Annotated in this window: 17 protein-coding genes and 1 tRNA gene; 9 read left to right on the top strand and 9 right to left on the bottom strand. The window is 68.3% G+C overall.

The window, feature by feature from the left end; genetic code table 11:
* Window positions 1-3: 3 nt before the first annotated feature.
* The 6 genes from HNV26_RS08120 to HNV26_RS08095 form a co-directional block, all read right to left on the bottom strand.
* Window positions 4-456, bottom strand: a complete 453-nt coding sequence (locus HNV26_RS08120) for a DUF1634 domain-containing protein (RefSeq protein WP_171440893.1) — start codon at window positions 454-456, stop codon at window positions 4-6.
* Window positions 453-1,295, bottom strand: a complete 843-nt coding sequence (locus tag HNV26_RS08115) for a sulfite exporter TauE/SafE family protein (RefSeq protein WP_171440894.1) — start codon at window positions 1,293-1,295, stop codon at window positions 453-455. Before HNV26_RS08115 ends, HNV26_RS08120 begins: the two co-directional genes overlap by 4 nt.
* A gap of 96 nt (window positions 1,296-1,391) precedes the next feature.
* The gene (locus HNV26_RS08110) at window positions 1,392-2,132 is read right to left on the bottom strand and encodes a carbonic anhydrase (RefSeq protein ID WP_171440895.1); all 741 of its coding nucleotides are present in this window, start codon (window positions 2,130-2,132) and stop codon (window positions 1,392-1,394) included.
* Window positions 2,129-3,676, bottom strand: coding sequence for a SulP family inorganic anion transporter (locus HNV26_RS08105; RefSeq protein ID WP_171440896.1), 1,548 nt, complete (start codon window positions 3,674-3,676; stop codon window positions 2,129-2,131). The genes HNV26_RS08110 and HNV26_RS08105 overlap by 4 nt, the downstream gene beginning before the upstream one ends.
* A 205-nt stretch (window positions 3,677-3,881) precedes the next feature.
* Window positions 3,882-5,225 (bottom strand): sigma-54-dependent transcriptional regulator, encoded by a 1,344-nt coding sequence (locus HNV26_RS08100; RefSeq protein ID WP_171440897.1) that lies wholly within the window; start codon window positions 5,223-5,225, stop codon window positions 3,882-3,884.
* Window positions 5,222-6,871 carry a sensor histidine kinase gene (locus tag HNV26_RS08095; protein WP_171440898.1) on the bottom strand — a complete coding sequence of 550 codons (1,650 nt, stop codon included), beginning with the start codon at window positions 6,869-6,871 and terminating at the stop codon, window positions 5,222-5,224. The genes HNV26_RS08100 and HNV26_RS08095 overlap by 4 nt, the downstream gene beginning before the upstream one ends.
* 195 nt (window positions 6,872-7,066) lie before the next feature.
* Here HNV26_RS08095 and HNV26_RS08090 point away from each other — a divergent pair, with 195 nt between their 5' ends.
* The 9 genes from HNV26_RS08090 to HNV26_RS08050 all read left to right on the top strand — a co-directional run bounded on the left by HNV26_RS08090 (window position 7,067) and on the right by HNV26_RS08050 (window position 15,375).
* Complete coding sequence (locus HNV26_RS08090) at window positions 7,067-7,756, top strand: response regulator (protein ID WP_171440899.1); 690 nt, start codon at window positions 7,067-7,069, stop codon at window positions 7,754-7,756.
* 132 nt (window positions 7,757-7,888) lie between these two features.
* Complete coding sequence (locus HNV26_RS08085; RefSeq protein WP_171440900.1) at window positions 7,889-8,710, top strand: phosphate ABC transporter substrate-binding protein; 822 nt, start codon at window positions 7,889-7,891, stop codon at window positions 8,708-8,710.
* Between the two features lie 61 nt (window positions 8,711-8,771).
* Complete coding sequence (gene pstC / locus HNV26_RS08080; RefSeq protein WP_253816346.1) at window positions 8,772-9,752, top strand: phosphate ABC transporter permease subunit PstC; 981 nt, start codon at window positions 8,772-8,774, stop codon at window positions 9,750-9,752.
* Window positions 9,749-10,660, top strand: coding sequence for a phosphate ABC transporter permease PstA (gene pstA, locus HNV26_RS08075; protein WP_140864480.1), 912 nt, complete (start codon window positions 9,749-9,751; stop codon window positions 10,658-10,660). The genes pstC and pstA overlap by 4 nt, the downstream gene beginning before the upstream one ends.
* A 46-nt stretch (window positions 10,661-10,706) precedes the next feature.
* Window positions 10,707-11,450: a phosphate ABC transporter ATP-binding protein PstB gene (gene pstB / locus HNV26_RS08070; protein WP_216611905.1), complete on the top strand. Its 744-nt coding sequence runs from the start codon at window positions 10,707-10,709 to the stop codon at window positions 11,448-11,450.
* A 25-nt stretch (window positions 11,451-11,475) separates the two neighbouring features.
* Window positions 11,476-12,162: a phosphate signaling complex protein PhoU gene (gene phoU / locus HNV26_RS08065; RefSeq protein WP_090495544.1), complete on the top strand. Its 687-nt coding sequence runs from the start codon at window positions 11,476-11,478 to the stop codon at window positions 12,160-12,162.
* A gap of 143 nt (window positions 12,163-12,305) precedes the next feature.
* Window positions 12,306-13,514 carry a ceramide glucosyltransferase gene (locus HNV26_RS08060; RefSeq protein WP_171440903.1) on the top strand — a complete coding sequence of 403 codons (1,209 nt, stop codon included), beginning with the start codon at window positions 12,306-12,308 and terminating at the stop codon, window positions 13,512-13,514.
* A 52-nt stretch (window positions 13,515-13,566) separates the two neighbouring features.
* Window positions 13,567-14,013, top strand: a complete 447-nt coding sequence (locus tag HNV26_RS08055) for a response regulator (protein WP_171440904.1) — start codon at window positions 13,567-13,569, stop codon at window positions 14,011-14,013.
* A gap of 78 nt (window positions 14,014-14,091) precedes the next feature.
* Window positions 14,092-15,375, top strand: coding sequence for a hemolysin family protein (locus HNV26_RS08050; RefSeq protein WP_171440905.1), 1,284 nt, complete (start codon window positions 14,092-14,094; stop codon window positions 15,373-15,375).
* A 22-nt stretch (window positions 15,376-15,397) separates the two neighbouring features.
* Here the strand turns inward: HNV26_RS08050 and HNV26_RS08045 are convergent, their stop codons facing one another.
* The 3 genes from HNV26_RS08045 to HNV26_RS39225 all read right to left on the bottom strand — a co-directional run bounded on the left by HNV26_RS08045 (window position 15,398) and on the right by HNV26_RS39225 (window position 21,276).
* Window positions 15,398-16,627 (bottom strand): fibronectin type III domain-containing protein, encoded by a 1,230-nt coding sequence (locus HNV26_RS08045; protein WP_253816345.1) that lies wholly within the window; start codon window positions 16,625-16,627, stop codon window positions 15,398-15,400.
* A gap of 201 nt (window positions 16,628-16,828) precedes the next feature.
* A tRNA-Arg gene (locus HNV26_RS08040) sits at window positions 16,829-16,902 on the bottom strand.
* Between the two features lie 123 nt (window positions 16,903-17,025).
* Window positions 17,026-21,276, bottom strand: coding sequence for an Ig-like domain-containing protein (locus HNV26_RS39225; RefSeq protein ID WP_171452783.1), 4,251 nt, complete (start codon window positions 21,274-21,276; stop codon window positions 17,026-17,028).
* Between the last annotated feature and the right edge of the window lie 361 nt (window positions 21,277-21,637).

Genomic DNA, 21,637 nt, shown 5'->3' with positions numbered 1-21,637 from the left:
GCCTCAGTGCGCCGCGCCCAGCAGGAAGGACAGGACGAGCATCGCCAGCACCGTGGCGGTGATTCCCACGTAGAGCCGGTCCTTCTGCTGGCGGAAGATGAGCAGCGACAGGGCCACCCGCATCACCGGCACGGCCATCATCACCAGCAGTCCCGCCATGACGAACGCCTGGCCCCGGGCGGCCAGCGCCCCCGCCACGACGTCCCCCAGGGTGTGCGGCACCGGGTGCGGCGAGGTGAGGCGCAGCAGCGCCTCGGACGAGACGAGGTAGTCCGGGTGGCGGAAGAAGGTCACCACGGTGCCCAGCGTCACCAACGCCAGGCTGGCGGCCACGCCGTACCGCAGCAAGTCACTGATGAGCTGCTCCGGATGGAGCAGCGAAGCGTCCTCGCCGTCCTGCACCACCGCGGCGGCGGCCTCGGGGCTTCGCGGCTCCGGCGTCGGTGCCTCGCTCATGACGCCCACCCCTTGCGCAGCATCTCCAAGGCCACCCACAGCAGCACGCCCACGAAGAGCGCGCGCAGCCACGTGCTGTTCACCCGGGCCATCAGGTGGCGCGAGCCCAGCCACGCGCCCAGCGTGACGCCCACGCACACCGGCCCCGCGATGAACGGGTCGATGTTGCCGCGCGCGAAGTAGACGCCCGCGCTGGCCGCCGCCGTCACGCCAATCATGAAGTTGCTGGTGGCCGTGGACACCTTCAGCGGCAGCCGCATGGCCAGGTCCATGGCCGGCACCTTGAGCGCGCCCGAGCCGATGCCCAGCATGCCGCTCACCGTGCCCGCCACGTACATCAGCCCCAATCCCGTCAGTGGCCGCGTGACGCGGTAGGACACCTCACGGCCCTGCGACTCATCCCAGTAGCTGCCGTGCAGCGCCAGCCGGTCCGCCAGCGCGTCCGCGGGCACCGGCGCCTCGGCGCTCGCCCGCATCCGCCGCAGCATCACCAGCGCCGACCACGCCATGACGCCGCCAAAGACGAGGTACACGCCGCGCCCACCCACCAGCCCGGACATGTACGCGCCGCTGAGCGCGCCCGCGGTGGTCGCCAGCTCCAGGAACATGGCCACGCGGGTGTTGGCCATCCGGTCGCGCACGTAGGCCGCCGCCGCGCCGCTGGACGTGGCGATGACGGAGACGATGGACGCCCCCACCGCGTACTGGATGTCCACTTTCAGGAGCAACGTGAGCACGGGAATCAGGATGAGCCCGCCGCCGATACCCAGCAACGAACCCAACAGTCCCGCACCCACGGAAAACCCCAGGACGACGAGCATGAAGAGGAAGGGAGTCATCGAAGCTGCTCCCCATCCTCTCCCCCTCACCGGCCTTTGGCCACCAGGAGAATGGCTCGATTCGAGCCGCTCCCCTGGTTGCCTGCTTCCACCGGGCTACTGCGCGCTGGCCACCACCGACATGCGCTGAGCACCGTTGCCGTTGGCGAGCGCGCCGGGGGCGTGGGTGTCCGCGCCCAGCTCGCGCAGCAGAATCTCGCCCACCAGTTCGTCCATGGGGACGAAGCGGCCCAGCAACGGGCGCCAGGCGTGGACCTGCGCGGTGGCGATGTCAAACCACCAGCCGTGCAGCCGCAGGGTGCCCGCGTCGAGACGCTCCTTCACCCACGGATAGGTGGAGATGTGCTCCATCTGCACCAGCACGTTGTTCTGGGACAGGCGATCGTAATCCGACCGGCCCTCCCCCAGCGTCGGGTTCGCATTCATCCGCTGGAGCGCGTCCTTGCCGTGCTCGAGCCAGCCCTTGAGGTTCGGGTTCTCAGGCCCCACGCCGCCAGCGAGGATGGCCTTCATCGCGCCGCAGTTCGAGTGGCCGCACACGACGATGTCCTCCACCGGCAGGTTGCGGAGCGAGAACTCCAGCGCGGCCGCCTCGGACTGGTCGCCCGTGGACTGCCCTTTCGAATCCGACGGCGCCACCATGTTGCCGACGTTGCGGACCACGAACAGGTCGCCCGGGTCCGTGGACACGAGCAGGTTGGGCACCACGCGGCTGTCCGCGCAGGCGATGAAGAGGCAATCCGGCTTCTGCTCCTGCGCCAGCAACGCGAACTTCTCCCGGTAGCTGGAACGGGCGTTGAGCTGAAAATCCAACAGACCGCGAATGAGCTTCCTCACTGCGCACCTCCAGAGACAAGCGAGTTGTGATTGGGACCGTCAACGACCACGGGGCTGCTCGGCTTCACCGTGCCCTTGCGGCTCCAGACGTCTTCGAGCGACTCGGCGAACACCGAGCCACCCGTCTTGCGATGCGTGTCACACCAGCTCTCCAGGGCTTCGTGCCCGGAGTGGTCCAGCGTCTGCACGGCCAGGTCCAGCTCCACCTTGGAGCCCGACGGCACCTGCGCCAGCGCGGTGGACAGCTTGGGGACGCCGACGAACGTCAGCGCGCCCGAGATTCGAACCAGATAGGACGCATGCGCCTGCTGGTGCACGTCCACCTTGACGGTGCCCAGGTGCCACAGCAGGCGCAGCACCGCGAACGCCAGGCCCATGCCGATACCGGCCAGCAGGTTGACGCCCACCACGCCGGCCACCGTCACCAGGTACACGGCCAGCTCCCCTCGCTTCTGGAGCTCACGGATGTGGTGCACGTTCACCAGCTTGGCGCCGACGAAGACGAGCAGACCCGCCAGCACGGTGAGGGGGACGAGCCCCGCCACCGAGCCCAGCAACGTGATGAACAGGAGCAGCCACACGCCGTGCAGCGTGCCCGACAGCCGCGTCTTCGCGCCGGCGGTGATGTTGGTGGCGCTGCGGACGATGACGCCGGTGATGGGCAGGCCGCCCGCCATGCCCGAAATCGTGTTCGCCAGGCCCTGACCGAAGAGCTCGCGGTCCAGGTTCGCGCGGGGGCCCGTGTGCATCTTGTCCGTGGCCACCGCGCTCAAGAGCGACTCCGCGCTCGCGACCAGCGCCAGCGACAGCACCGCCGTGCCAAAGGTGACCCAGTCGCCCTTCGGGAAGGTGGGCAACTGGATGCTGGAGAAGATGTTCTCCGGCAGCTCCACCCGGGCCACATCGGCGCCCATGAAGGTCGCCGCCGCGGTGGCGCTCACCACGGCCACGAGCGGACCTGGGACCTTCTTCAACTTCCCGGGAACGAACTGCCACGCCACCATCAGGCCAATGGTCAGCAGGCCCAGCAGCGTCGCGGCGCCATGAAGGTCCGCAATCTGCCCCGGCAGCTCCTTCACGTTCTGCCACGCGCTCGACTGCGGCGCGCCGCCCATCACGATGTGGACCTGCCCCAGGACGATGAGGATGCCGATGCCAGCCATCATCCCGTGGATGACGGCGGGAGAGATGGCCAGCGCGCCGCGCGCCACCTTCAACCCACCGAGAATCATCTGCACCACGCCCGCGACGGCCACCGCCGCGCACGTCATCGCCAGGCCCATCTGCTGGATGAAGCCAAACACCATGACCGCGAGGCCGGCCGCGGGACCGCTCACCTGGAGGGGCACGCCTCCAAAGAGCCCCACCACGATGCCGCCAATCACACCCGCGATGAGCCCGCTGACGATGGGCGCGCCTGAAGCCAGCGCGATTCCCATACACAACGGCAACGCCACCAGGAACACTACCAGGGAAGAAGGCAGGTCCGTGGCCAGCGCCTTCCAGGGGGAAGCAACGCCCTCAGGACTCTTCGAAGTCGACATCACACCTCCACACAAGTCGCCGCGACTGCCGCGTGCGCTGATTCACGTGGAGGCCCTCCGCAAAGCGCGTGCCGTCCGCCTTCCGACAGGCTCAGAGGGAACGCAAGATGATTGCGGTTGGGAATATGAAAACGATTTTAAGTCCCGAATCCAGACTTAAAAATCCTTGAGGCCGCTGACCTCAAGAATCTTGCAGCGCCCTCGCCTACTCCTCCTCGAGCCGGCGGAGGAAGGTGGGATAGGAGAGCCCCAGCACCCGGGCGGCCTCCATCCGGCGCCCATCCAAGCGGGCGAGGACGTGCCGGACGTACAACCGCTCCACGTCCTGCAAGGGGCGCGGAGGCCCGGAGACGACGAACGCGTCGGGGTCCACGTCAGGCGGGACGCTGGTGCCCTGCGGCTCCAGGGAGGAGAGCTCCAGTTCGGGGCCGGCCTCCAGCACCAGGGCCCGCTCGAGCACGTTGCGCAGCTCACGGACGTTGCCGGGGAACGGGTAGCGCTCCAGCCGGGCGCGCGCGGCGCTGGAGAAGCTCACGGGCCGGCGCCCCAGTTCGGCGCCCAGCTCCGCCACCAGGGACTGCGCCAGGGGCAACAGGTCCTCGCGGCGCTCGCGCAGCGGCGGAATGTCCACCCGGAAGACGCTCAGGCGGAAGTAGAGGTCCTCGCGGAAGCGGCCCTCGGCCACCTCCTTGGTCAGGTCGCGGTTGGTGGCCGTCACCACGCGCGCGCTGCTGCTCAGCTCGGCGGTGCCGCCCAGGCGGCGGAAGGCGCCCTTGTCCAGGAAGGTGAGCAGCTTGGCCTGGAGCTGCAGCGGCAACTCGCCCACCTCGTCCAGGAAGAGCACGCCGCCCGCGGCCACCTCCACCAGGCCGCGGCGGGCGGTTCGCGCGTCGGTGAAGGCGCCGCGCTCATGGCCGAAGAGTTCACTTTCCACCATGGTGGCGGGCAGCGCGGCGCAGTTGACGTGGACGAACGAGCCCTGCCCGCCTTGCAGCGCGTGCAGGTGGCGCGCAATCACCTCCTTGCCCACGCCCGTCTCGCCCAGCAGCAGCACCGGGCTGCGCGGCGCCTTGGCGATGCGCTCCAACATCTGAAGCGCGGCGAGCATCTTCGGCGAGTGCGGACGCGACAGGCGCCGCCGTCCGCCCAGTTCGCTCTCCGCCAGACGCAGCCGTTCCTGGAGCTGCAGGTCCGCGACGGCGCGGCGGGCGCGCAGCACCAGGTCATCCAGCTCCACCGGCTTGGACAGGTAGTCGCGCGCGCCCGCCTGGATGGCCACCACCGCGCTGGCGATGTCGCCGTGCGCCGTCACCATCAACACGGGCGTGTCCGGAAGCTGGGCGCGAAGCTCCGGCAGGAAGTCGATGCCGTCCCCGTCCGGCAGGCGCCGGTCCAGTACCACCAGGTCCGGCGCCTCGCGGGACATGGCCCCACGGGCGTCGTGGAGCGAATGGGCCAGCGTGACGCGGAAGCCCTCGTGGCGCAGCACCGAGGCCGCCAGCGAGGCGAAGGTCCGGTCGTCATCCACCAGCAACAGATAGGTGCTCATCGGGCCACCTCCAACGGAAGGCGCAGCGTGAAGCGGCTTCCCAGCGGACTCCGGACATAGTTCAGACTGCCACCATGGGCCTCCACGGAGGCACGCGCCATGGGCAGCCCCAGCCCCACGCCCTTCGCCCGCCCGGTGGCGAAAGGCTCCCACAACCTGGGCTCAAGACGCGGATCCACGCCGCCCGCATTGTCCTCCACCACGAGCACGGCGTCATGTTCCTCCCGCGTCAGACGCACGCTCACCCACGGTGCCGGCTGCATCCCTGTGTCCTTCGCCACCGCGCCCGCCTCCACCGCGTTGCGCAACACGTTGTCGATGGCGGACACCAGCAGCGCGGCATCCCCTTGGACCCACAGGGACTCCTCCAGGGACGTGGTCAGCGCCACGGCCTCGGACTCCGGCAGCAGCTTCACACCCTGGAGCGCGTCCTTCACCAGCAGGTGCACCTCGCAGCGGCGGCGCAGCGCGGCACGAGGCGCCCCGAAGGACAGCAGCGAGCGCGCCAGATGGCTCAGGCGCTCCACCTGCGAGCGCAGCGCGCCCACGGGCAGCTCGCTGCCCGCGGGGGTATGCCGGAGCACGGACAGCGCGGCCTGGATGCCGTTGAGGGCGTTCTTCACCTCATGCGCGATGAGCGAGGCCGCGGTCCCCAGCGCCGCCATGGTCTCCTGGCGTCGCAGCCGCTCCTCGGCCGCCAGCAGCGACCGGTAGGAGTGCCGCAGCAGGAGGATGAAGATGATGAGCGTGCTGCTCAGCAGGGCGATGTGGAACGCCAGCTGCCGCAGGAAGCGCGCCCGGAGGCCCGCGGTGGCCGTCTCCTCCTCCAGGACGACCAACAGCAGGTCGCTCTTCCCCACCCACGCGCCCGCGCCCATCATGTGCTTGTCATCCAGCGTCAGCGGCCCCGGCATGTTCGCCAGCGCGCGCAGCCGCCCCGTGATGTCCCCGGCGCCCAGCTTGAACCCCACCGGCATCAGGATTTGACCGTGGTCATCCATCAGCACCAGTGACGTCTGCGCGGTGGGCCGCGTGGGCAGCGCGCTGGCGCGGAGCTCCCCCAGCAGCACGCCCTTGAAGCGGCCGTCCTGGAACATGGGGACGGCGACCACGATGGGCCCCCCCTCCCCTTCCAGCAGGTCGATTTCCGGCTGGCGGCCCTCCACCATCCGGCGGAACCAGGGCCGCTGCGTCAGCGGCGAGCGCCCCAGCGGCATGTCCGGAGGGTCGCTCCAGACGCGCTCGCCCTCGGGCGTCAGCAGGGCCACGCCCTCGGAGAAGAGGGACGAATGGTAGAAGGCGCTCTCCAGCAGGGCCAGCTCCGCCGGGGAGGCGCCGTCCTCAGGGGACAGCGCGGGGTGCCCGGCCACGCGGGCCAGCTCCGCCTCCAACAGCCCCAGGTGGACGCCCAGCGCCTCCGACTGCACCTGCGCCTGGTTGAGCAGCCGGCTCAGCAGCTCCTCGCGCGCGTTGCGCACGTCCTCCACGTAGCCCAGCACGGGGCTCGTCAGCGCCACCAGCCCCACCAGCCCCAGACCGACGAGCGCGGAGCGCCCCCCGCGCCGCTGCGCGTGAGCCAGCTCGCCCGGCGTGGGGGTCAACGTCGGGAGTGGAGGTGGCGTCGGCGGCAGGTGGGCGGAGGTCATGACAGAGCTCCCTTGGGTTTACCCCGGCATGGCAGCACCTTCACGCGCAATCAGGCCACCCGGCTGGGGCCCGCCCGCTGGAGCGGCCGGCCATCTCCCCGGGTCGCCCGCTCCCGCGCGTTTTCCCGCCCTGACGAAGTTGTTGCACATGCGTCACACGTTCGGAAAAGCGGGCGCGCAGAGTGGCGGCCCGCCATGCCCCATGTCCTCATCATCGACGACGAACGCGACCTCGCGGAGCTCATTGATTTCAACCTGCGGGGTTCCGGCCTCACCACGCACGTGTCCCACACGGGCGAAGAAGCGCTGGTGGCCGCGCGGGAGCAGAACCCCGACCTCGTGCTGCTGGACCTGATGCTGCCGGACATGTCCGGCATCGATGTCTGCCGGCAGCTGCGGGCCAGCCCCCAGTCCCGGGGCGTCCTCATCGTCATGCTCACCGCCAAGGGCGAGGAGTCCGACCGCATCCGCGGCTTCGAGGTGGGCGCGGATGACTACGTGGTGAAGCCCTTCAGCGTGCGGGAGCTGGTGCTGCGGCTGAAGGCCATCCTCCGCCGCGGCGCGCCGTCGGCAGGGAGCACGGCGCCGCTGGCGCTGGGGCCCCTGCGCCTGGACGTGGCGTCCCACCGCTTCTTCGTGGAGGAGCGCGAGGTGGCCCTCACCGCGCTGGAGTTCCGGCTCCTGGAGCACCTGCTCGCCCGCCTGGGCAGGGTGCAGACACGTGAGCAGTTGCTGGAAGAGGTGTGGGGCCTGTCATCCACCCTGGAGACGCGCACCATCGACACCCACGTCATGCGCCTGCGCGACAAGCTGGGCCCGGCGCGCGCGCTGCTGGAGACGGTCCGCGGTGTCGGCTACCGGATGCTGGACCCGGCCGCGGGCTGAGCGTCGTGACGGCGATGTCACGTGGCGGACGCGAAACGGACACCCACGTCACGTAGAAGCGCGGCGTCTTCGCTCAAGCCTCACAGCGCGCCCAGATTCCGATTCACATCCTCCAGCCAGGAGAAGTCCCCCATGAAATCGCTCCTCAAGCCCCTGCTCGCGGTGTTCCTCCTGGTGCTCCCCGCCGCTGCCCAGGCGGGCACCGTCACCATCAAGGGCTCCGACACCATGGTCATCCTCGGCCAGCGCTGGGCCGAGGCGTTCATGAAGAAGAACCCCAACATCAAGGTCCAGGTCACCGGCGGCGGCTCCGGCGTGGGCCTGGCGGCGCTCCAGAACGGCACCACGGACATCGCCATGTCCAGCCGGGAGATGAAGAAGGCGGAGGCCGACAAGCTCCGCGCGCGCTACAAGGCGCCGCCCGCGCAGCGCTCGGTGGCCAAGGACGGCGTCACCTTCTACGTCCACCAGAGCAACCCCGTGAGCGCGCTCACCACCGAGCAGCTGATGAAGATCTACGTGGGCGACATCACCTCCTGGAAGCAGGTGGGCGGCGCGGACGCGCCCATCGTCGCGTACTCCCGGGAGAACTCCTCCGGCACCTACGTCTTCGTGAAGGACATGGTGCTGGACGGCGAGGACTTCGCGCCCACCATCCAGACGCTGCCCGGCACCGCCGCGGTGGTGAACGCCGTCTCCAAGGAGAAGAACAGCCTGGGCTACGGCGGCGCCGCGTACGCAGAGGGCATCAAGGAGCTGAAGGTGAAGAAGGGCAACGAGGAGATCGCCCCCAGCGCGGACAACATCAAGAGCGGCAAGTACCCGCTGGCGCGCGACCTCTTCTTCTACCTGCGCGCCGAGCCGACCGGCGACACCAAGGCCTTCATCGACTTCGCGCTCTCCCCCGAAGGTCAGGCCATCGTCACCCAGGTCGGCTACTTCCCCGTGAAGTAGCCGCGGAGCGTCACACGAATGTCACAAGAGGCGCTGAATCCCTATGGATAGACAGGCGACCATGGAGCAAGGTCTCACGCGGGTCGTGGCCGCGCCGCGCCTGTCCGCAGCGGCGCGGAGGCGTCAGCTGCGAGAGAAGGCCGTCGCGGGCTTCATCAGTCTGATGGCGTTCACGGGCATCGCCGCGCTCATCCTCATCATCGTCTTCGTGGCCAAGGAGGCGCTGACGCTCTTCACCGACGCGGACGCCCGCCACGAAGCCAGCCTCGCCAAGATGTTCCTGCCGCAGGAGGGCCGCTACCCGTTCCGGTGGCAGCCCGTGTCGGACACGCCCAAGGTCAGCATGATTCCGCTGTTCGTGGGCACGCTGAAGATCACCCTGGTCTCCATGCTGGTAGCGGTCCCCATGGGCATCTTCAGCGCGCTCTTCGTCGCGGAGTTCGCCCCGCGCCGCCTGCGCGAGCTGCTCAAGCCCATCATCGAACTGCTGGCCGGCATCCCCTCGGTGGTGCTGGGCTTCTTCGCGCTGATGGTGCTGTCCCCGGTGGTGAAGGACCTGTTCCACCTGGACCGGCCGCTCAACGGCACGCTGGCGGGGCTGGCGCTGGCGCTGGCCATCGTCCCGGTCATCTTCACCGTGTCCGAGGACGCGCTCACCGCGGTGCCCCGCAGCTACCGCGAGGCCTCGCTGGCGCTGGGCGCCACGCTCTGGGAGACGGCGTGGAAGGTGGTGCTGCCCGCGGCGGCCCCCGGCATCCTCGCCGCGTGCGTGCTGGGCTTCGGCCGGGCCATTGGCGAAACGATGATTGTCCTCATGGCGTCAGGCAACGCGGACATCGTGTCCTGGAACCTGGGGGACTCGGCGCGCTCGCTGTCGGCCACCATCGCGGCGGAGATGGGTGAAGTGGTGGTGGGCAGCCCTCACTACTCCCTGCTCTTCTTCATCGGCGTGGAGCTGTTCATCTTCACCTTCGTCCTCAACATGGTCGCCTCCACGTGGACGAAGAAGGTCCTCCAGCGGCTGACCGGGAGCGCCTCGTGAAGTACACCACGCGCCGGGCGGTGGGGCTGGGCCTCACCGGACTGACGGCCCTCGCGGCCTTCTTCATCGTGGGCATGCTGGCCCTCATCCTGCTGAACGTCGCGCGCAACGGCGCGCGTCACCTCTCCTGGACCTTCCTCACCCAGCCCCCCAGCGACGGCATGATGGGCGGCGGCATCTTCCCCGCCATCTTCGGCACCGCCGCGCTCACGCTCCTGATGACGCTGGCGGTGATGCCGGTGGGTGTGCTCACCGCCGTGTACCTCCACGAGTACGCGCCGCCGGAGTCACGCTTCGCCCGCTGGGTGCGCGTGGCGGTCGTCAACCTCGCGGGCGTGCCCTCCATCGTCTTCGGCCTCTTCGGGCTCGGCTTCTTCATCCTCTTCGTCGGCGGCAACCTGGACCGGATGCTGGGCTACGAAGAGATGCACTGGGCCCAGCCGGGCATCCTCTGGGCCTCGCTGACGCTGGCGGTGCTGACGCTGCCGGTGGTCATCGTCTCCACGGAGGAGGCGCTGCGCGCGGTGCCGCTGGAGCAGCGCACCGCCAGCCTGGCCCTGGGCGCCACCCAGTCGCAGACGCTGGCGCGGGTCGTGCTGCCCGGCGCCCTGCCCGGCATCCTCACCGGCGCGGTGCTGGCCATCTCCCGCGGCGCGGGCGAGGTCGCCCCCATCCTCTTCACCGGCGCCGCCTACTTCCTGCCGGACCTGCCCACGCACCTGGACTCCCAGTTCATGCACCTGGGCTACCACACGTATGTCATGGCCACCCAGTCACCGAACGTGACGGAGGCCAGTGGCCCCCTGTATGCGACGGTGCTGGTGCTGCTGGCGCTCACCTTCGCCCTCAACCTCGTCGCGGTCATCATCCGGACGCGCACGCGCCGCAAGGCCGCCAGCGCCCACTGACGGTACGCCTGCCATGTCCCTCCAACCCCAGAATCCCCGCGCGAAGATGGAAGCGCGGGAGCTCACCCTGCGCTACGGCCCCAAGACGGCCATCCACAAGGTCTCCCTGGCCATCCTCGACCGGCGGGTGACGGCGCTCATCGGCCCCTCGGGCTGCGGGAAGTCCACCTTCCTGCGCTCGCTCAACCGGATGAACGACCTCATCTCCGGCACCTCGCATTCGGGCACCATCCTGCTGGACGGCATGGACATCCATGACCGCGGCGTGGACGTGGTGGACCTGCGCCGGCGCGTGGGAATGGTCTTCCAGAAGTCCAACCCCTTCCCCAAGAGCATCTTCGAGAACGTGGCCTATGGCCTGCGCGTGGGCGGGATGAAGGACAAGGCGGAGCTGGCCGCGCGCGTGGAGAAATCACTGCGCGGCGCCGCGCTCTGGGACGAGGTGAAGGACCGGCTGGACGAAAGCGCCCTGGGCCTGTCCGGCGGCCAGCAGCAGCGTCTGTGCATCGCCCGGGCGATGGCGGTGGAGCCGGAGGTGCTGCTGATGGACGAGCCCGCCAGCGCGCTGGACCCCATCGCCACCGCGAAAATCGAGGAGCTCATCCACGAGCTCAAGTCGACGTACACCATCGCCATCGTCACCCACAACATGCAGCAGGCCGCGCGCGTCAGCGACCGCACCGCTTTCTTCTACATGGGCGAGCTGGTGGAATGCGGCCCCACCGAGCAGATCTTCACCAACCCGCGAGAGAAGCGCACCGAGGACTACGTCACCGGCAAGTTCGGGTGAGCGGAAGAAAAAGGGGACCGGACACATGCCGTCGACGCATACGGATAAGGCCTTCGAGGCGGACCTGAGGGATTTGCGGGAGAAGCTGCTCGCGATGGGCGCGAAGGTGGAGAACCTCATCGTCCAGAGCATGAAGGCGCTCACCGACCGCGACAGCACCCTGGCCGAGAAGGTCGTCGCCGCCGACAAGGACGTCAACCGGCTGGAGGTGGACATCGACGAGCTGTGCCGGAAGATTCTGGCGCTGCGCCAGCCCGCCGCCAGCGACTTGCGCCTCATCACCACGGCGCTGAAGATCGTCACCGACCTGGAGCGCATCGGCGACCTGGCGGTGAACATCGCCGAGCGCTCCATGGACCTGAACCAGGCCCCCCCGCTGGCGCCCTACGTGGACACGCCGCGGCTGGCGGAGCTGGCCCAGCGGCAGGTCCGCATGTCGCTGGACGCCTTCGTCTCCAGCGACGTCGCCAAGGCGGAGGAGGTGCTCCGGGGCGACGATTTGCTGGATGCCCTCTTCCTCAAAATCTTCAACGAGCTCCTCGCCTACATGATGGAGGATTCGCGCAACATCCGCCGCGCCACGGCGCTGATGTTCATCGCGAAGCACCTGGAGCGCATCGGCGACCACGCGATGAACGTGGCGGAGATGGTCGTCTACATGGTGCGCGGCAAGGACATCCGCCACCCACAGAGCCGCAATCTGGCGGAGTAGTCCGCGGGCGCGGGATTCACCGCCCCGTCACCGCGAATTGCCCGGCCCGCCCCGGGCGCTTCGCGGGGCTGACGTGGAAGGCCTCTAGCGTGGCAACCGTGGTCGCGCCATGACGGCGCACCGGCCCCGGGGATTGCCCGCGAATGTTGCTCGCCTCCACCGTCCTGCTGCTTGCCGCCTGCCTCGGTCTGTTCGTCCTCACCGTCCAGTTCGCGCTCGTGCTGCGCCACCGGCGTGAGCCGCCCCCCACCGCGCAACCGGGCACGCCTCGCCCGGGCATCTCCATCCTCAAGCCGCTGTGCGGCGTGGATGACGACCTGGAAGCCAACCTGGCGCAGTTCGCGGGGCTGGACTACGCGGGCGCGTACGAGGTGGTGCTCGGCGTCAAGGATGCCAGGGACCCGGCCTTCGCCGTGGCCCGCGCGGCGGTCGCCCGCTGGCCCCACGTCATGCGCCTGGAGGTTCAGGACGGCGAGCCGGGCCGCAACCCGAAGGTGAACCAGCTCATCACCCTGGCGGACCGGGCGCGCTACGACGTGCTGGTCATCAGCGACAGCAACACGCGGGTGGCACCCGGATACCTGGAGGAGATTGCCCAGGCCTTCGAGGACCCGGAGGTGGGCTGTGTCACCCACCCGGTGGCGGGCTTGGGCGAGCGCACCTTCGGCTCGCTCCTGGACAACCTGCACCTGGGCGCCAGCGCGGCGGCGGGGATGATCGCCGCCAAGCGGCTCGCGGGCCAGGACATCGTGGTGGGCAAGTCCATGGCGCTGCGCCGCGAGGACGTGGACGCGCTGGGGGGCTTCTTCTCCGTGAAGGACGTGCTGGCGGAGGACTACGTCATCGGCCAGTGGGTGACGCGGAAGCTGGGCCGGCGCGTGGTGATGGCGCACACGCCCGTGTTCAACGTGTCGCTGCGCAAGAGCGTCCTGTCCTTCTTCCAGCGCTATCTGCGCTGGAGCGTGATTCACCGGACCGCGGTGTCTCCGGGCACGTACCTGGCCCAGGCCCTGCTGAACCCCACCCCGCTGGCCCTGCTGGGCGCCATGCTGGCCCCCTCCTCCGACACCGCGGCGCTCTGCCTGGTGGTGGCCCTGGGCAAGGTCGCGGTGGACCTCTCCACCGTGCGCGCCCTGCGGCCGCAGGCCCTGTCGTGGGACGCGGTGCCCGCCGTCTTCGCCAAGGACGCCCTGCTCTTCGCGGCCTGGGGCTACGCGCTCTTCTCCCGCACCGTGAACTGGCGCGGCACCCGGCTGCGCGTGGGCCGGGGCACCCGGCTGATGCCCGTGCACACGGCAGGGCTGACGTCCGAGCCCGCGCTGCCCCAGGGTGACCGCGTCCTGGCGGGCTGACCCGGCGAAGCGCCCTTCCAGGGCCTGCCTGCCCGGATGCTGGGCGGGCACCATGTCACCGCTCGCGGAGAATGATAGCGCCCTTCAGCAGCGTTCATCTCAGGTCGGGGGAGGACGATTGGCGCGACTGGCAACGGATAACGGCGCAAGAAGGGTCTTGGTCGTCGATGACGACGCGGACTGGAGGGAATTCCTCCGGCTCAGCCTGGAGGACCTTGGCTACGAGACGACTGAGGCCTCGGATGGGCAGGAGGCCCTGGAGACACTGAGGCGTGGCGGACGCTACGGGGTGATGCTGCTCGACCTCAACATGCCGGGCATGTCCGGGCTGGAGGTCGTGGAGCATCTGCCACGCGGGCCGCACCCCCGCATCGTCTTCCTGACGTCCGCGGCGGCGCAGGATGTAGGCAGTGCCCTGCTCTCGGGGCCACACTACTACCTCCCAAAAGGTGCGAGCCGCGACCAATTGTCGCTCCTCTTGCAATCACTTGGTGAGTGAGCAGCCCGCCTCTGGCGTATAGGGTAGAGGGCCCCTGAGAGGAGGGCCATTATCGTCACCGAGCTTCTCATCATCCTGTTGCTGGTCCTGGCCAATGGTGTCTTCGCTGGCGCGGAGCTCGCCATCATCTCTGTCCGCCGGACACGGCTGCGGGAACTGATTGAAGAAGGCAGCACCTCCGCGAAAGCAGTGGAGGCCCTGCGCGGCAACCCTGAGCGCTTCCTGGCCACCGTGCAGATTGGCATCACCGTCATCGGCGCCACGGCGGCCGCGTTCGGTGGCGCGAGCATCGCCTCCCGCCTGGGCGGTGTGCTCACCGGCTTCGGCATCCCCGAACAGCAAGCGGACGAGGTGGCCCTCGCCGCGGTGGTGGTCTTCGTCTCCTACCTCTCGCTGGTGCTGGGCGAGCTGGTGCCCAAGTCGCTCGCGCTGCGCGCCGGAGAGCGCTACGCGTTGCTCATCGGCCGGCCCCTGAGCGGGCTGTCCTGGCTGATGCGGCCGGTGGTGTGGTTCCTCACCGCCAGCTCCAACGTGGTGCTGCGCCTGTTCGGCGACCGGACGAACTTCACGGAAGGACGCCTGTCCGCGGAGGAGCTCCAGCAGTTGGTGGAGGAGGCGGCGAAGCAGGGCACGTTGGATCCGCACGCCGGTGAGATTGCGTCGCGCGCCTTCGAGCTGGGCGACGTGACGGTGGGCGAGCTGTCAGTGGCGCGGGACGAGATGGTGGCCCTGCGTCGGCACTCCAGCCCGGAGGAGATTCGCCGCGTCCTGCTGGAGGGCGGCCACTCGCGCATGCCGGTGTACGAGGGCACGCTGGACAACATCGTCGGCTACGTCATCGCCAAGGACCTGCTGGGGGTGGCCTGGGAGGGCAACCTCATCATCCTGGAGGACGTGATGCGTCCGCCCTTCTTCGTCGTGGAGACGATGCGGGCCATTGACGCGCTCAAGGAGCTGCAGAAGCGGCGCATGCAGCTGGCGGTGGTGGTGGACGAGCGCGGCGGCGTGGTGGGACTCGTCACCGTGGAGGACCTCGTGGAGGAGCTGGTGGGCGACATCCTCAGCGAGTCCGAAGTGCCAGAGGAGTTCGTCAAGCGCGAGGGGCCGAACACCGCCCTGGTGCTCGGCACCGCGAGCATCCGCGACGTCAACCGGGAGCTGTCCCTGGACCTGGACGAGGACCAGGACTACGCCACGGTGGCCGGCCTGTGCATCGCCCTGTCGGGCGGCGCCATCCCCGAGCCGGGCACCAAGGTCCAGGCGGAGGGCAACCTCGTGATTGAGGTCGTCGCGTCCTCTCCCCGCCGCGTGGACTCCGTGCGCTTCCACCTGCCGCAGCACGAGGAGCCCGTGGAGGCGTGACAGCGAGACAGGGGCCGCCGCGCTACGGACGATCGGGCCACGTAGAGCACTGGAGGCGGGCGGCCTCCCCGAACCCAGCGGCACTCCCCGCGGCGATGAAGAAGGAGAAGGCCCTGCCGTCGTTGGGGATGGTCGTGAGGTGGTAGCCCGGGTCAGTGGTGTACCAGTCCGCGCTGTCCCCATCGATGACGGTGCTGAGGCGGTACCCCGTCACGGGGTGGCCGTAGTCGAACTCCGGCGGCTCCCACCCGAAGGAGATCCACCCATGGCCGCCCTGGCACGTCGCATTGCGGGGCTTGGAGGGGTACCGCGTGGGCATGGCGGCGATGCGCTCCGAAGCCTGGCCCCAGCCCGCCGCGTTCGCCGCCTCGACAGTGAACTGGTACGTCGTGGCGTTCACCAGCGACTCCACGGACGCGCGCGTCTCGAAGGTCTCCACGGTGCGAATCACCTCGCCCTCCAGGTACACCGTCACCCGGTAGGACGTGATGGGGTTGCCACCCGTGTCGTCGACGCGCCAAGTCAGAAAGACGCGCCCACCGCCGGCGTTGGGCTCGGCCGTGAGGACCGGCACTCCTGGAGTCGTGAAGGGCGTCGCCTCGATGGACGCCTCGGGCCCCCGCGCGTGCCCGTTGTAGGCGACGACGACGAACCTCACCGCCATCCCGTTGGTCATCGAGTGGAAGGTCTTCCCCAGTTCGGTCGCGGGCACCCGCACCGTCTCCCCTTCCCGAGCCTCGAAGAAGGGTGTGACGAAATAGCTGTCCAGCGGCATGCCCTTGTCATCCGCGGCATCCCAGCTCAGCGTCACAGTCTGGTCGCTCTCGACGGCCACCAGGTTCTGCACCGCACCAGGCGTCACATGGGGGACCACGCGGTCGGAGCGCTCCGAGGCAACACTCCTGCCACGGGCATTCCTGGCGACGACGCTGAAAGCGTAGGCGGTGCCATTCGCCAGCTCCGTGACGACCGCCCGGGGCTCCGACACGGGCACCGTCACCACACGGACCTCCCCCTCATCCGAATAGACATGCACAGCATAGTCGAGGAGGGCGCTCCCCCCGTCCCCAGGGACGTCCCACGTCACGGTGACCTGCCCGTCGCCCGGCACCGCGATCACGAGTGACGGAGCCCGTGGCAATGTCGCGTGGGGCCCCTGAACAGGCGGTTGTGCGTCGGAGCCACCACACCCCCATCCCAGAACCACGCCCAGCCACACCGCGGCCACCAGCCGAATTCGTCCGTTCAACATGACAGTCCTCCCCCCGGAATCCGGGAAATCGCTACGTACCGCAGGAGGAGCACAACCGGAAAGAGGCCGAGGAGACCCAGCCCGATGAGAGGGAGCCCCCTGCGCCTGGGAAAGACAATGGGTGGGTGGCACGCATCCAAGAAGGGGACAGCACCCGGGATTCGAGAGGAAAACCTCTTGAATCCCGGGCACTTCCACCAGCGCGCGATGCAGGATTCGAACCTGCGGCCTTTGGCTCCGGAGGCCAACGCTCTATCCAGCTGAGCTAATCGCGCAACCGACTTCCGGATGAAGCGGGGGCACAAGTAGCCGAACTCCCCCGCCGAAGCAAGCACGCAATCCGACGACGAACGCCACCCGACGTGTCTTTCCCTCGGAGCGGGAGAGTCCCCGTCCGCTCACACGCGCCGCCTCCGGGCAGCCATCAGCATCAGGCCCCCCCACCCCAGGAGCAACAGGGGCGCACTCCCCTGCCCTCCCGCAGCACAGCTCAAGCCACCACCACGAGAGCTGACCTCCCGGATAATGTTGATGGAGGGATCGACCTTGAAGGTGGTCTCCCCTGAGCGCTCGCCGACGTTCCCCGCGGCATCCCGGGCGCGGGCACTGACAGCGTGGTCTCCCTCGCTGATGGCCCGGGTCAGCGTCAGCCGCCACTGCCCGGAAGGCTCGACACGTACACTGCCGAAGTCGAGCCCATCGATGAAGAGCAGCACCTCGCTTCCCGGTTCGGCGCTCCCCTGGAACGTCGGCGTGAGCGCCCCCACCACCGCATCGGGCGCGGGCGAACTCACCACCGGCACGCCGGGAGGAGTCATATCCAGACGCCACAGATGCACCGCGGGCGTGGCGTCCACGTTGCCCGCCTCATCGCGAGCACGAACCTCGATTCGGTGCTCGCCTTCAGGCACGCCATCCCACGAATACACAGAGGGACAGTTGTCGAACATAGCGCCGTCGATGCTGCACTCGAAAGTGACGGGCGCCTCATCGGATTCGAATCGGAAGACCGCCTGTGGCACGTTCGTGTCCGCGTTGGGCATCTCGATGATGGTGGTAACCGGCGCAAGCGAATCCACACGCCAGATGTGCATTCCCTGCACGTCCGCGATGTTGCCCGCGCGGTCCTTCGCGCGAACGACGAACGTGTGAGTCGCATCCCCAACCGTGACTTCATGTGAGTTGGCGCCAGTACATGCCGCGAACATTCCGCCATTCAGACTGCACTCGAACGTCGAACCTTCTTCATTCGATTCGAACTGGAACACGGCGCGCGACTGATTCGTCAGGGTGGGAGGCATCACGGTCAGCCGCGTCTCCGGCTTCGTCGCGTCGAGCGTGAACGTCCGCAGAGTCTGCGCCCCCGCATTGCCCACTTCGTCGGTCAGCGAAACCGCCAGCTCATATGTCCCATCCGCCATGTCCACCGGACGGGTGAACGTCCACCCCACCGTCGACACGACCCCCTCCAGCGTCCCCACGATATCGCCGTTGATGCGGATGATGATGGTCCCGCTTTCGGGGGCTCTTCCCGCGAAGGTGGGCCGCCGGATGTTGACGTAGGCCCCGTTCATCGAGGGACTGGAGACGACCGGCGCCACTGGCCCCGTCAGGTCGATGGTCCAGTCGAAGATCTCGGGCGTCGGATCCTCTCGCGAGCCTTCTCGCGCCCACACCCTCAAGGTGTGTGCCCCCTCGGAGAGGTTCGGATACGTCTTGGTGGGGTCGGCGGACGTCGCGCAGTTCTCCTCCCGCGGCGCGCTGTCCAGTTGGCAGGCATAGTCCACATTGGACAGGTTGGAGGTGAACTCGAAAGCCGCGGTGGTCTGCCGCGTCACCGCCGTGGGCCCATCCACAATCTCGGTCTCCACTTCCGCCACCACCACGCGCCAGTTGTGGTTGGCGGGGGTCTCATCCCAGTTCCCAGCCTCGTCGACTGCCCGGATGAGCATGGTGTGATCTCCCTCCGTGATGATCGAAATCTCCGAGTTCGGAAGGATGTATGGACTTGCACACGACCTGAATTCGGTGCCGTCGTAACTGCACTGAAAAGCCACGGCGTCTACATCGGGCGAATTGAACTGGAACACCGCCGTCTGCTCACGCGTCAGCGCCACCGGCTTTTCCGTAATCACCGTATTGGGAGGCTCCAGATCCACCCTCCATTCATGCCGAGCGGGCGACGCATCCACATTCCCCGCGATGTCCACGGCTCGCACCCAGAGCGTATACGTGCGGGTTGTCAGTTCTGGCGTCTGATACGACACCGAGCAGGCCGCCCAGTTCGCATCGTCTTCTCCAGGGGCAGTGGTCGATGACGAGCCAACCAGGATGCACTGGAAGCCCACCGGAGCCGCGTCGGGCGAATCCAGATTGAACCGGGCACGGCGCTCGTTGCTCGGATCCTGGACCAGAGCCTCCACCACCGTGTCCGGAGGGAGCTTGTCGGTCCTCCACGAATAGGCGGCGGGCGTCGGGTCCACGTTGCCCGCCGTATCCCTGGCCCTCACCAGGAACCGGAACTGCGCATCCTCCCCCGGCGTCGCGAAGCTGCTTCCACTCGTGCAGCCAGTGAAGGGCCCATCGTTCAGGCTGCACTCGAAGGTCGCCTGGTTGTCAGTCGAGCTGAAGGTGAAGCTCACCGACCCCAGGTTGTTCACCGGCGCGGGCAGGGGCTCCGTGAGGGCCGTGTTCGGCGGCGTCAGGTCCACCGCCCACCCGTGGCTGTCCGGCGTGGCGTCCACGTTCCCCGCCGCATCCACCGCCCGTACCCACAGCCGGTAGGTGGTGTTGTCCGTCAACTCGGGCGTCTGGTACGACGCCGCGCAGGGCGCCCAGCGAGCGTCCCCTTCGATCGGCATCGGCGCCGTCATGGACGACGCCAGGATGCACTCAAAGCCCACCGCGTCACCGGCGGGCGAGTCGAAGTCGAAGCCCGCGCGCGACGCGTTGCTCAACGTACCTATCGTGGTGTGCACCACCGTGTCCGGAGGGAGCTTGTCGGTCCTCCACGAATAGGCGGCGGGCGTCGGGTCCACGTTGCCCACCGTATCCCTGGCCCTCACCAGGAACCGGAACTGCGCATCCTCCCCCGGCGTCGCGAAGCTGCTTCCACTCGTGCAGCCAGTGAAGGGCCCATCGTTCAGGCTGCACTCGAAGGTCGCCTGGTTGTCAGTCGAGCTGAAGGTGAAGTTCACCGACCCCAGGTTGTTCACCGGCGCGGGCAGGGGCTCCGTGAGGGCCGTGTTCGGCGGCGTCAGGTCCACCGCCCACCCGTGGCTGTCCGGCGTGGCGTCCACGTTCCCCGCCGCATCCACCGCCCGTACCCACAGCCGATAGGTGGTGTTGTCCGTCAACTCGGGCGTCTGGTACGACGCCGCGCAGGGCGCCCAGCGAGCGTCCTCTTCGATCGGCATCGGCGCCGTCATGGGCGACGCCAGGATGCACTCAAAGCCCACCGCGTCACCGGCGGGCGAGTCGAAGTCGAAGCCCGCGCGCGACGCGTTGCTCAACGTACCTATCGTGGTGTGCACCACCGTATCCGGAGGGAGCTTGTCGGTCCTCCACGAGAATCGGTCGGGCGTCTTGTCCACGTTGCCTGCCCGGTCCCTGGCCCTCACTAGCAGCGTGAATGAAGCTTCAAGCTCCGGCGTCGCGAATTCGCTGCCACTCGTGCAGCCGGTGAAGCCCCCCCCGTTCAAACTGCATTCGAAGAAGACGTTCGACTCGTTCGCGCTGAAGGTGAAGCTGACCGACGTCAGGTTGTTCACCGCGTCGGGCAGTGGCGCCATGATGGTCGCGTCTGGGTCCACCAGATCCACCGTCCAGGGGAATCTTGCGGGTGTGTCGTCCACATTGCCCGCCAGGTCCTTCGCCCGGACCCAAAGCGTGTTCGAGGTGTCATGCGTCCGCGTCGGAGACAAATAGGGATTCGTACACGCGGCCCACCGGCCATCCGTCTCCTCGGGCTCTGGCGCCGAACCAAGAGAGACCAGAATGCACTCGAACCTGGCATCCGCCTCGGATGTGAAGATGAACACCGGGTTGACAAGGTTTGAATACGCCCCAGGAGTTCCTCCCGAGGCGAAGCCGGTTTCGGGCCGCGTCCGGTCCACGAGCCATGTATACCGGGCGGGTGTCGGATCCTCGTTCTCCGCCGCGTCCACGGCCTTGACCCAAATCGTATGGGTGGAGCCATCCGCGAGCGTCTCCGTCGTCGTGTAGGGATTGCTACAGGCCGCCCAACCGAGCGAAGGCGCCGTCGTACCGCTCCCAGAAACGACCTGGCATTGGTAGGTGATGCCCGTCGCCTCATTTGACTCGAAGGTGAACGTCACTGCGGTTTCTTTTGAAGGAGTCGCCGGAACGCCCCCCTCGGCGAAGAACGTATCAGGGGCGCTCGTATCGACAGTCAAGACACGCGGATTGCTCGGCAGTCCTTGCAGCCCCTGTGTTTCAGTCACGGCCACGAGCGTCGTGGCCCCTGTCGGCAGCGGCCGGGAGAGCGTGACGGAGAAAGACGCACTGGCCCCCACGACGCCGCGTCCATATTCCACCCCCGACACGACACTACCCGCGAGCGAATAGATGACCACTTCCGAGTTCGCCGTTCCGGTGCCACTGAGCGTCGGAAGAGGGTTCTTCGTCACGATGGAGCTCGAAGGGCTGGTGATTTCCGGTGGCGCAGGGGCGACGAACTCCGTGCCCATGAGAGTCACAGCGCCTGTATGGGGAAATGAACTGCTGGCAGGCTCCGCGCCATGATGGCTCCCAGTTGCAGCGAGGCCAGCATTGCCACTTGAGATGTTGACCCCGCACGTCGCCGTGTTCTGGGATTGGAAGAGCACCCGCCCGCCGCCGCCGCCACCGCCCGGTCCTCGCAACAGCGCCCCATCACTGTGCGTCGTGGCCCCACCAGCGCCGCCCCGGACGTCGAGGAAGTCGCTCGCTTCCTTCAAGCCACGGCGTGCAATGCGAGCGACTTCCTCGACGTCCGGGGCGGCGCTGGTG

It is taken from the genome of Myxococcus xanthus, assembly GCF_013116825.1.
In the GTDB taxonomy this organism is placed as follows: Bacteria; Myxococcota; Myxococcia; order Myxococcales; family Myxococcaceae; genus Myxococcus; species Myxococcus xanthus_B.
This window is presented reverse-complemented; position numbering and strand designations above follow the sequence as displayed.

Bases quoted from the DNA above. Each gene is read 5' to 3' on its own strand.
- HNV26_RS08095 (WP_171440898.1), bottom strand. From the start codon at position 6,871: ATGACCTCCGCCCACCTGCCGCCGACGCCACCTCCACTCCCGACGTTG.
- pstC (WP_253816346.1), top strand. From the start codon at position 8,772: ATGGAGCAAGGTCTCACGCGGGTCGTGGCCGCGCCGCGCCTGTCCGCA.
- HNV26_RS08060 (WP_171440903.1), top strand. From the start codon at position 12,306: ATGTTGCTCGCCTCCACCGTCCTGCTGCTTGCCGCCTGCCTCGGTCTG.
- HNV26_RS08120 (WP_171440893.1), bottom strand. From the start codon at position 456: ATGAGCGAGGCACCGACGCCGGAGCCGCGAAGCCCCGAGGCCGCCGCC.
- HNV26_RS08085 (WP_171440900.1), top strand. From the start codon at position 7,889: ATGAAATCGCTCCTCAAGCCCCTGCTCGCGGTGTTCCTCCTGGTGCTC.
- HNV26_RS08115 (WP_171440894.1), bottom strand. From the start codon at position 1,295: ATGACTCCCTTCCTCTTCATGCTCGTCGTCCTGGGGTTTTCCGTGGGT.
- HNV26_RS08055 (WP_171440904.1), top strand. From the start codon at position 13,567: ATGTCACCGCTCGCGGAGAATGATAGCGCCCTTCAGCAGCGTTCATCT.
- HNV26_RS08045 (WP_253816345.1), bottom strand. From the start codon at position 16,627: ATGTTGAACGGACGAATTCGGCTGGTGGCCGCGGTGTGGCTGGGCGTG.
- HNV26_RS08105 (WP_171440896.1), bottom strand. From the start codon at position 3,676: ATGTCGACTTCGAAGAGTCCTGAGGGCGTTGCTTCCCCCTGGAAGGCG.
- phoU (WP_090495544.1), top strand. From the start codon at position 11,476: ATGCCGTCGACGCATACGGATAAGGCCTTCGAGGCGGACCTGAGGGAT.
- HNV26_RS08090 (WP_171440899.1), top strand. From the start codon at position 7,067: ATGCCCCATGTCCTCATCATCGACGACGAACGCGACCTCGCGGAGCTC.
- pstB (WP_216611905.1), top strand. From the start codon at position 10,707: ATGGAAGCGCGGGAGCTCACCCTGCGCTACGGCCCCAAGACGGCCATC.
- HNV26_RS08100 (WP_171440897.1), bottom strand. From the start codon at position 5,225: ATGAGCACCTATCTGTTGCTGGTGGATGACGACCGGACCTTCGCCTCG.